We start from the raw sequence: 9,875 nt of genomic DNA, 5'->3' as shown, positions 1-9,875 counted from the left end.
TCTATCTGCGAATTCGACTGGTGCCTCATCCACTGTTTGATGTCGAGGGGCATAACCTGATTATCACCGTGCCGGTGGCTCCCTGGGAGGCGGCGCTGGGTTGTAAGGTAACCATGCCAACGCTGACGGGCGAGATTAAACTGACCATTCCGGCCAACAGTCAGAGTGGTCAGCGTCTGCGGGTGAAGGGTAAAGGACTGCCCGGTCGCCAGCATCAGGGGGACCTTTATGCGGTCTTAAAAGTGGTGATGCCCCCGTCAGGGAGCGAGTCTGCCAGGACTCATTGGCAACAGCTGGCGGAACTGACACCTTTCGATCCCCGAGCCGAGTGGAGTGATGCATCATGAGCGATCAGCAAGCAACCTACCTGAGTTTCTCCGAGCTCTGCCTGCAAACCGGTGTGGCCGAAAGTATGGTCGTTGAGATTATCGAACAGGGTATTGTCGAGCCGGTTGGTGATACCCCCGGTGAGTGGCTGTTTAGCCCCGCGATGCTGGTTCTGACGAAGAAAGCGGTGCGCCTGCATCGTGATCTGGATGTCAATTGGGCGGGCATCGCCCTGGCAATAGAGTTACTCAATGAGGTTGAGCAGTTGCGCGAACAGAATCGCTATCTGCAGAGTCGTCTGAGCCGCTTTGTCGATTTGTAAACGGCTCTCAGGCGATGTGCGAAAGGGCGTTTATGCGCCCTTTTCTCCGCCTGGCCTGGAACACTTGTCAGGCCTGTATCGTTTCCAGCAGCGGGATCGAACGGGTGACGATCCAATAGGCTGACACCATCAGCGTGAACACCGATACGTAGACGTACAGCGGCCTTTCGAAGGTCAGATATCTTTTACACATTGCGGTTAAGACAAACGCCAGACTGTAGATAAACAGTTGCCCCGCTTCGATACCGATATTGAACGATAGCAGGTTAATGGCGCTGGTTTGTGAACCCTCTTTAGCCAGCTCGTTAAACACAAAGGAGAAGCCAAAGCCGTGGATAACGCCGATAATCAGTATCGGGGTAGTGCCGATATGCTGCGCTTTCTGGCACAGCAACAGGATTGCAGTGACGCAAATAGTCAGTGCAATAAGCAGTTCGATGCCCGGGGTGAACGCTGGAGATGAGATCGCCAGATTATGACCGAACAGCAGGCTGAATGAGTGCCCCAGAGTGAATGCGGTGGCCAGTGACAGCAGTCTGATAAAGCCAGTAGCACTGAAAAACAGTAACAGGATAAACAGTATATGGTCGGTGCCAATCAGTATATGACTGAAACCGCTGTTAAACCCATTGATCAGTTTACTGGTTAACGTCGGCAGGCGGGTGGTTGAATAATCGAGAATCCCAACGGTGGTGACAGATGTTTTCTCACCATCCCGATAGAGGTTAATAATATTCGCCAGGCGGTTAATGGCATTGAATCTATCCCCCAGAATACTGCTGATATTGATTTCATCGGTGTTTAATGAGGTATCCACTAGCCGCAGCCGGATATCCAGACCCGCGTCGAATAGCGAGAGGGCATCCTCACTGATCGTAATATCGCCGTTAAAGTTGCTCTGGGCGGTGTCTAAACTACTGAAGGGTTTACGGCTGTCGGAGTTGAAAATATTGATCGATTCAATACGATAATTCTGGCTCTTACCCTGTTTTTTTATGCGGTATCCTGATGAGATCAACTGTTTTAATCGTTCCAGGTTGGTTTTGATCTCGCTGTGATTGAGCAGATATTCAGTGTTCTCTGCAGTGGCGACTCTGTGAGTAAACGGGATCGCCTGCTGACTCTTTATCCCTTGCCAGCTGTTATCCAGAAGCACCAGCGGGAGTGGCATACGCAGCAGAATAACGGTGTCTTGATGTTCCTGATACAGGTGGATAATTCTGGGCTCAAAGTGGGTGAAATGAGCGTTAGCCGCGGCGCTAAACAAGGCACATATCGTGGGGAAAAACAGGGTGAGTATTGTCTTCATAATCGGTACCGTTTTGGCTAATAGCATTACCCGAAGGTGATGCTATTAGTGACCGTATTTGTAAGTTGAATCGCTAAGATATTATCAGTAGCGAGGGTCCCACATTCTGCCTCCCATCTCTTTCTCATAGCCCTGCCCATATGGGTAGCTGACGATCTCCAGCTGCATGCCCCATGGCGCCATAAAGTACACCCAGGTCAGTCCTTTCATGCCGGTATCAGTGAAGGTATGTGGCTTGCCCAGCACTTTAATCCCTTTCTCTTCCAGGTACTTAACGGCAGGCTCCATGTCGTCGACATAGAAGGCGAGATGGTGTCCACCAATGTCACTGTTACGCGGAAGAGTCGTTCTTTGATCGGGAGCGGTGTATTGAAAGATCTCCAGATTGACGCCATTACCACAACGCATCAGATGGGCAGTGGAGATCACCGCTTTTTTGTCTACGTTGAGATTTTCTGTCATCCAGTCATTTTCAAATGGACCGAAAGGGCCAATTGAATAAAAAGACTCGCAACCGATGACATCTTTGAAGAAAGCGGTCGCTTCTTCGACATCAGGGACGGTAATCCCCAGATGCTGAGTCCCTCGCATACCCGGTATTCCCGCCTGCGCTTGCTGCGTTAATATAGAAAATAAAAATAGTGATGCTGTGAATATTTTTATTTTTTTCATGTTGTTTCTCCATGTTTATGAACAGTGAATTCTCATAAACGCATTTCCTGTGCCAGGAAGCCGATTATTGCTGCAAGCCTTTAATTACAACGGAGTCAGCTGGCTGCAGTAACAATTCAGACCGCTGTGGTTGAGTCAGTGTGTATCAGTTTTCGGGTCAGGGTGTGTCAGGCAGGGTAAAAAGATGAACCATCGCGGGAGCTTCAACGCTGTTGATCAGGTGCAGTTAGCTGATCAAGAACCCCCGCTTTGCAGCGGGGGCGGGGCACGTATATTTTAAGCGATACTTGCGGATGGATTAACGGTTTGCGAAGTACATCGTGACTTCGAAGCCAATTCTCAGATCTTTATAGGCTGGTTTTGTCCAGTTCATTTTATTTTCCTCATTTATGTATGAATGCATAACGTGACGTTGAATGTCACCGATAAGTAAAGCAAAGATCGTACCCGCCCAACGATCCGTTGGGATTGTTTTACGCAATAACCCGGTTTTCACAATCGTTGAGGGTGATTAACTGAGGCGTCGCGGTGAACGCAGTGTCAGCTTGAGGAGACCGGTCGTCAGCGCATGTTGCGGGGTAGCACAGACTGTGTCATCTGCTGACACGGTCTGTATTGTCATACTGCTTTAACGCTGTAGCACCTCTTGTATCAGCTTTAGTTATTAACTTCTGTCAGATAAAAAAGTACATATATATCAATATGTTGATAGTTTTTTAAGCGGCCGGGATTAATGTTGGCCTATATGTTGCGTTTCTGTCTTATGTGTAGTGGTGGGCTGGCCCGGGTGGGTGAGCCTGCATGATATAGATAGATGGAGAACGAGAAGTGATTAAAATAAAAAAGCTAGCGCTATCCGCATGTATTACCTCAACGATTGCATTGTCGGGTATTACCGCTGTGAATGCATCTTCAGAGAGCCCTAACGACTGGCCGCAATACCATCGAACATCCGATGCCTGGCGTTACAGTCCATTGGATCAGATTAATTCAGACAACATTAAGAAGTTGAAAGTTGCCTGGATTCATCAGCCGGGCGATATCCAGATGGGCCTGCAGGCAACGCCGATCGTTGTTGATGGTGTTGCTTATTATATCGGGCCAAACAATAACGTATTTGCTCTGGATGCTGCCACCGGCAAGCAGATCTGGCACTACCAGGCCGATCTGGATGCGATTGTTGATGAGGTGTTCTATGTGGCGGCCAGTCGTGGTGTAACCGTGGGCCATGGAAATGTCTATATCGGATCACTGGATGGCCGCTTTATCGCCCTGGATCAGAAAACCGGTAAAGAGAAATGGTCAACGCAGATTACTGATCAGGAGAAGTGTTACGGCTGTCTTTTCTCATCGCCTCCCCAGCTGGCGGGTGATGTTCTGTTTGGCGGAACCACCGGTGGTGATCAGCCAACCCAGGGTAAAATCTTTGCGGTTAATGCCATCACCGGCGAAAGGATGTGGACCTTCGATATTCTGAAAAAAGATGACCCTAAGAGCTGGCCGGGTGATTCCGGTGAGGTGGGCGGTAGTGGTGCCTGGTTGCCGGGTACCTATGATGAAAAAACTGACACCATCTTTATTGGTACTTCCAATGCCGCTCCTGATTTCTACGGTGCTGAGCGGGAAGGGGATAACAAGTACAGTGCCAGTCTGCTGGCGATTGAGCCGAAGACCGGTAAGCTGAAGTGGGCTTATCAGGAGATCCCTCATGATGTCTGGGATTACGATGCGGCTTATGAAGCCCTGAGCCTCAAAATGAATGGTAAAGATGTATTAGTGCATCTTAATAAAAGCGGTTATGTGTTTGTCCTGGAGAAGGATACCGGCAAGGTTGAGAATGTCTGGCCGCTGGCAGAAAACATCAACTTTGTTAAAGGGATCAACCCGAAAACCGGTGAACTGATCGGCCGGGTGGATATGCCTGAAGGCAAAGAAACGACCATCTGCCCCTATCTGCTGGGCGCCCGTAGCTGGAACCATGGTGCCTACAACCCTGACACCGGTCTCTGGTACACCAACGCAATGGAGGTGTGCAACGTTGTCGTACCTGCGCCTCAGGAACATGAAAGTGTCGGTATCGCCGGACTCTATCTGGGCGTCAGTAAGCTGGTGGCGGTTCCGCCTCCGGGTAAAAAAGCCTCTGCCCGACTGGATGCCCGTGATCCTATTACCGGTAAGCTGAAATGGTCTGTTGATTATCCGCTGCCGGGTCTGGGGAGTGTTCTGACCACCGGCGGTAATCTGGTGTTCAATGGCGACCCCTACGGCGTAATCCATGGTTATAACGCAGAGAACGGCAAAGAGATCTGGAACTTCAATGCTGGCTCCGGTCTCCGCGGCGGTATTGTCAGCTATTCGGTCAATGGCAAACAGTACATTCTGGCGGCCACCGGTTTTGGTTCTCAAGCACCAGGCTTTATGGCCAGTGCTTTCCCTGAAGTCAGCGGATTACCCGGCGGTGCAGCACTGGTCGCATTCACGCTGGAAGACTAGTTAGTTCCGCATTGGGGGTTGTGGCGTTGTCGCAACCCCCTTTTTTCCAGTTTATTCAGTGGGAGAGAGTTGTTATGTCAGTGAGTTTATTCAGACCGATCCGGTATGGCGTTTTTGTTATCGCACTACTGAGTGGCTTTGCCTATGCGGTGGCACCACCGGTGACCGGGGGAGAGAACAAAACAGAGAAAAAAAATCTGGAAGACCCTGAATACGTAGCCGAAATGAAGGCGAAAGTGTTCAGTAAAGAGGGTATATCGGTTGCTAATGGTGAGCATCGTTTCAACCAGACCTGCGTGTACTGTCATGGCAATAAAGGCTCTGGTGGTAAAGCAAAGATGCTGCAGGGGCGTGATTTTGATGCGGACTACCTGTTCAAAACCATTACCAAAGGGAAGAAACGTGGTTCACTCGTGATGCCACCCTGGAAAAGGACATTCACCCCAGAAGAGCGCTGGGAGTTGGTCACCTATATCCTCTCCCTGAGTGAAGAAAAATAATAATCAATACTGAGGTGTCAGATATGTGTAGACAAACAGGAAGGCTGATCACCCGATTTTTCACCCGGACAAATACAGCCATCATCCGCTGCCTGTTGCTGGCCTGCTGGATCACCAGTCCGGTTGCCCAGGCCCAGGCGTTGAGTGAGATAAGATCCAGCGGTGCCATCAACCTCTGTGCTAATCCGCAACAGATGCCATTTTCTCAGCGGGGTGATAGCGCCGAAGGATTTCAGATCGATATCGCCAGGGCGATTGCGGAAAAGCTGGATGTTGCCCTGAATGTGTCCTGGATTTTTTCTAAGCGTCAGGCTAAAAAAGTCGGTTGTGATTTTTATGCCGGGGTAGCCCGGCTTGAAGATGGGGATTCAAAATATCTGCTGATAACCGATCCCTATCTGCGTCTGGAGTTTAAGCTGGTTACCCGTGATGACGGCCCGATTATCAACAGTGTTGAGGATCTCAAACCGCTGGTTGTCGGCGTTTCACCGGGTAGCATCGCATCCCATGCGTTAGCCGTAAATCATATCAGCATCGCGGTCCGTTTTGCCGATGAGGCCAGCCGTTTACAGGCGCTCGCTGATGGCTTGATTGATGCGGCTGTGGTGACCAACGTGTCTGCCGGGTGGTTTCAGGCAGATCGGGGCAAACTGCAGGTATTTGATGCTGAGCGTATTCTGGCTACACAGTTGAACTACGATTATGCGCTGGGATTGCGCAGGTCGGACGATGACTCACGTAACGGTTTCAATCAGCTGCTGGCTGAGATGAGGTCAGATGGGTCTCTAGCGAACATCCTGGCTCGATATGGACTGAAATAACTATTCTCAGGGCTACTCGTGTTTGTGATCTCTGTTTCTGCTTACCCAAGGCAGAGTTTGGAGCGCCTTATTCGCGCTCCTTTTTTGCATTCTGTCTTCGCCGTATAAGGTTGGTTTGGGGAGATATTTCGCTGACAAATGTAGTGAGTTTTTATTGAGTGATGCAGGAGAGCGGGAAGGGGCTCTCAGATAGGGGAGAGCGAATCATCGTAACGGGCGAATGTCTCCTAAGGGGCAAAATACTGAGTTTCAATGAATGTATGCTATATTGGGTTGAGGTATTTTGGTGCCAAAGTATAGTTTTTTAAAAGACAAAAAGGAGTAATTTAGGGTTATTGTGGGGTTGTACAACTTGACACTAAATAAATATAAAAATGACCCTTGTCTGATGCTGAACTGCAAAGACAGGGAGTGAACAGGTGAATAGATGTCTTCAAATACAGGTTATTCTGATAAGAATGCGAAGTCTGTAACCATACGGGAGCCAGGAGAGAGCAGTACTGACAAGTATATACAGAGTTCCTGGCAACGCTGTCGTGATCAATACAAAATGTCCCCTGATTCTAATGTCGAGCTGGTCTCTCTTTCTGAGTCCGAAGTCAGACAGCGTCGGGAACCGATGGAAAAGCTTCTGAGCGATTCCGAAGAGGTTTTTGATAAGATCAGAACGGTTTCCAAGCAGAGTGGTTATGCGGTGCTGATAACGAATACCGAAGGGGTGGTGGTTAAATCCTATGCCGATTCCAATATCAGCCATGACCTTGAACAAAAAGGGTTGCGCCAGGGAACTCTGTGGTCAGAAAAAATTGTTGGCACGAACGGTCTGGGAACCTGCTTAACCGAGTGCAGACCGGTGACCGTGTTTGCAGAGGAACATTACGGTTTCAACCTGCATAATTTCAGTTGCTCTGCAGCGCCATTAATCTCGCCGGATGGAACGCCCTTTGGCGCACTGGATATCTCTACCTATGCCTCAGGAAACCGGCTTTATCAGGCTTTGGCACTCAACCTTGTGTGTGAAACAGCTGACGAGATAGAGGCGATTGTTTTTAAAAATGCCTATGCTAATCAACGTGTTATCAGTTTATCTTTCTCTCCTCACCGGCCTGAGACTAACGCTCTTATCGCGGTAAACGACAGCGATACCATTATCGCTGCGACCACACCGCTGTTGCTGACACTGGGGTGTCGGGACCGTTATCAGTTAGTGGGGCGCAAATTTCAGGAAGCGTTCGGCCAGAGTGTTGAGCAACTGGAGTCAGCGGGGGTTGTGGAACTTTTTGTCTCTGTCAGTGATAAACCAGTCAAGCTTTATGCGACCCGGTTACAAAACTCAGCGTTTGAAGCGCAGCTGCACGCGTCTCCGGGGGCGGTGTCTAAACGCTCAGGAGCAAACAGGGAGATTGCTAAAAAAGCGGTTTCTGCTGATCAGGCTGGCGATACTCCTCTGTTTTACGCTGCCGGAGAAGAGCCTCAGCTGTTGAAGCAAGCCAGTCGCTGCCAGCGTATGGTTAACAAAGGTATCAGCATCCTGCTGCAGGGTGAAACCGGCACCGGAAAGGAGGTGTGGGCCCGTGCGCTGCATGACAGCAGTGATCGTGCAGACAAGCCGTTCATCACGCTTAACTGTGCCGCGATTCCTGAATCGTTGATTGAGAGTGAGTTGTTTGGCTATGGTGCCGGTACGTTTACCGGTGGGTTGAAAGCTGGCAAAGTGGGTAAAATACAGGCCAGTAATGGCGGTACACTGTTTCTTGATGAGATCGGTGATATGCCGATTGAGTTGCAGGCCAGCCTGCTAAGAGTTCTTGCTGAAAGTGAGATTATTCCGTTGGGTGAGGTTAACCCGGTAAAGGTCAGCCTGAATGTAATCTGTGCAACCCACCGTGATCTGAAAGAGCTGGTTAGCAGTGGTGAGTTCCGCGAAGACCTGTTTTACCGCATCAGCGGTTTTCAGATCGCTTTGCCAAGCCTGCGTGAACGGGAAGATAAACCGGTTATTATCGAAAAGGTTCTGCGTGCTCTGTGCATGGATGAAGATAATGCTGACAATGTGCAGGTTGCTCCCGAGGCGTTGGAAGTGCTCTGCCGTTATCAGTGGCCGGGCAATATCCGTCAGTTGAAAAATGTACTCCAGTACGCGATGTGTATGCGTGAGGGGGACCTGCTTCAGGTTGATGATCTTCCTGATGAGGTGTTTGCTGCGCCTGTAGTGATTGGTCACCCGTCAGATCAGTTCGCTTATGCTCCTCCGTCACGGATGGTCTCGATGTCGGGGGCACCGAGTGAAGCGGTTTCTGCAAGGCAGGAGCTGTCAGAAAAGGAAGAGTTAGAGCGGGTACTGAAGCAAAACCGCTGGGTGGTCACCCGGGCGGCCAAATCGATGGGTATCAGTCGCTCAACATTACATCGTAAGATTAAAAAGTTTAATCTTTTTATCGATGCTAACGCAGACGAGTTAGATTCTCTGGTGTGATCCTGCGGTATTTTTCCATCTGAAAAAACCATGCTTCTTTGCATGGTTTTTTTGTTTTTTCAGCAGGCCGTGGGGTGCGGTTGATAAGCCTTAACGGGTTGACTCAGAGTGTCGCATAGTGAGCGAGCAGAGTGTTGCTGCCGATCTGTTTTCATTAAGGCGTTTATTCCTAACTCATAAAAATCAAAGTCTTATATTATGGCTTGGTTATTGCTTTTGTATCTGGTGAGCATTTAGCCAGACACGCTGGCTGGATGACTGACAGTCACCCAACAGAAGAATAACAATGAAAATTCAGATTCTTGGTTCCGCAGCGGGCGGCGGTTTTCCTCAGTGGAACTGTAACTGCCGCAACTGCGCTGGCTATCGGGCCGGAACCCTCAATGCCAGATCCCGGACACAGTCCTCCATCGCAGTGAGTGCCAACGGTGAAGACTGGATTCTGTTTAATGCCTCACCGGATATTCGCCAGCAGCTGGCGGACTTCGCCCCGATGCAACCGAATCGTAAAATTCGTGATACCGGTATTGCGGCGATTGTCTTCATGGACAGCCAGATAGACCATACCACCGGTCTGCTGATGCTGCGTGAAGGCTGCCCCCATGAGGTCTGGTGTACCGATATGGTGTATCAGGATCTGACCACCGGTTTCCCCATCTTTAAGATGCTGGAACACTGGAATGGCGGCATCAAACGCAACCGCATTCCTGTCGGGGGAGCGGCAGACGAGGGCGCTAACAGCTTTGTGATCCCTCAGGTCCCCGAACTGAAACTGACAGCGGTCGCGCTGCTCAGCAGTGCTCCACCCTATTCACCGCATCGCAACGATCCCCACCCCGGGGACAATATAGGTATCCTGATAGAAGATACCCGCAGCGGGAAAACTCTGTTCTATGCCCCTGGTCTCGGCCAGATTGAACCCCACCTCAAACCGATTATGCAAGACGCGGACTGT

General features: G+C 50.0%; 10 protein-coding genes. 7 read left to right on the top strand and 3 right to left on the bottom strand.

Features of this window, described 5'->3' with window-relative positions:
• Both ACQY8X_RS19990 and ACQY8X_RS19985 read left to right on the top strand, forming a co-directional pair.
• Window positions 1-347: DnaJ C-terminal domain-containing protein (locus ACQY8X_RS19990; RefSeq protein ID WP_428036897.1), on the top strand; the 347-nt coding region annotated here is incomplete at its 5' end.
• Window positions 344-649 (top strand): chaperone modulator CbpM, encoded by a 306-nt coding sequence (locus tag ACQY8X_RS19985; RefSeq protein ID WP_428036896.1) that lies wholly within the window; start codon window positions 344-346, stop codon window positions 647-649. The genes ACQY8X_RS19990 and ACQY8X_RS19985, both read left to right, overlap by 4 nt.
• A gap of 67 nt (window positions 650-716) precedes the next feature.
• On the opposite strand, the gene ACQY8X_RS19980 is transcribed toward ACQY8X_RS19985, so the two are convergent.
• The 3 genes from ACQY8X_RS19980 to pqqA all read right to left on the bottom strand — a co-directional run bounded on the left by ACQY8X_RS19980 (window position 717) and on the right by pqqA (window position 3,003).
• Window positions 717-1,958 carry a HupE/UreJ family protein gene (locus tag ACQY8X_RS19980; RefSeq protein ID WP_428036895.1) on the bottom strand — a complete coding sequence of 414 codons (1,242 nt, stop codon included), beginning with the start codon at window positions 1,956-1,958 and terminating at the stop codon, window positions 717-719.
• Between the two features lie 84 nt (window positions 1,959-2,042).
• Window positions 2,043-2,549, bottom strand: a complete 507-nt coding sequence (locus tag ACQY8X_RS19975; RefSeq protein WP_428036894.1) for a VOC family protein — start codon at window positions 2,547-2,549, stop codon at window positions 2,043-2,045.
• Window positions 2,550-2,928: 379 nt separating this feature from the next.
• Window positions 2,929-3,003, bottom strand: a complete 75-nt coding sequence (pqqA, locus tag ACQY8X_RS19970) for a pyrroloquinoline quinone precursor peptide PqqA (protein WP_075107990.1) — start codon at window positions 3,001-3,003, stop codon at window positions 2,929-2,931.
• A 455-nt stretch (window positions 3,004-3,458) separates the two neighbouring features.
• Between pqqA and ACQY8X_RS19965 the strand changes: the two genes are divergently transcribed.
• The 5 genes from ACQY8X_RS19965 to pqqB form a co-directional block, all read left to right on the top strand.
• Window positions 3,459-5,123, top strand: coding sequence for a pyrroloquinoline quinone-dependent dehydrogenase (locus ACQY8X_RS19965; protein ID WP_428036893.1), 1,665 nt, complete (start codon window positions 3,459-3,461; stop codon window positions 5,121-5,123).
• A gap of 74 nt (window positions 5,124-5,197) precedes the next feature.
• Window positions 5,198-5,623: a c-type cytochrome gene (locus ACQY8X_RS19960; protein WP_428036892.1), complete on the top strand. Its 426-nt coding sequence runs from the start codon at window positions 5,198-5,200 to the stop codon at window positions 5,621-5,623.
• A 23-nt stretch (window positions 5,624-5,646) separates the two neighbouring features.
• Complete coding sequence (locus tag ACQY8X_RS19955) at window positions 5,647-6,444, top strand: substrate-binding periplasmic protein (RefSeq protein ID WP_428036891.1); 798 nt, start codon at window positions 5,647-5,649, stop codon at window positions 6,442-6,444.
• Window positions 6,445-6,871: 427 nt separating this feature from the next.
• Entirely contained in the window at window positions 6,872-8,920 is a 2,049-nt protein-coding gene (locus tag ACQY8X_RS19950) for a sigma-54-dependent Fis family transcriptional regulator (protein WP_428036890.1), read from the top strand.
• Window positions 8,921-9,206: 286 nt separating this feature from the next.
• The coding region (gene pqqB, locus ACQY8X_RS19945) for a pyrroloquinoline quinone biosynthesis protein PqqB (RefSeq protein ID WP_428036889.1) at window positions 9,207-9,875 on the top strand (669 nt) is incomplete at its 3' end.

This window comes from Amphritea sp. (genome assembly GCF_050300915.1).
Lineage (GTDB): Bacteria > Pseudomonadota > Gammaproteobacteria > Pseudomonadales > Balneatricaceae > Amphritea.
Note: the sequence above shows the minus strand (reverse complement) of the source record. Positions and strands in the feature narration are given on the sequence as shown.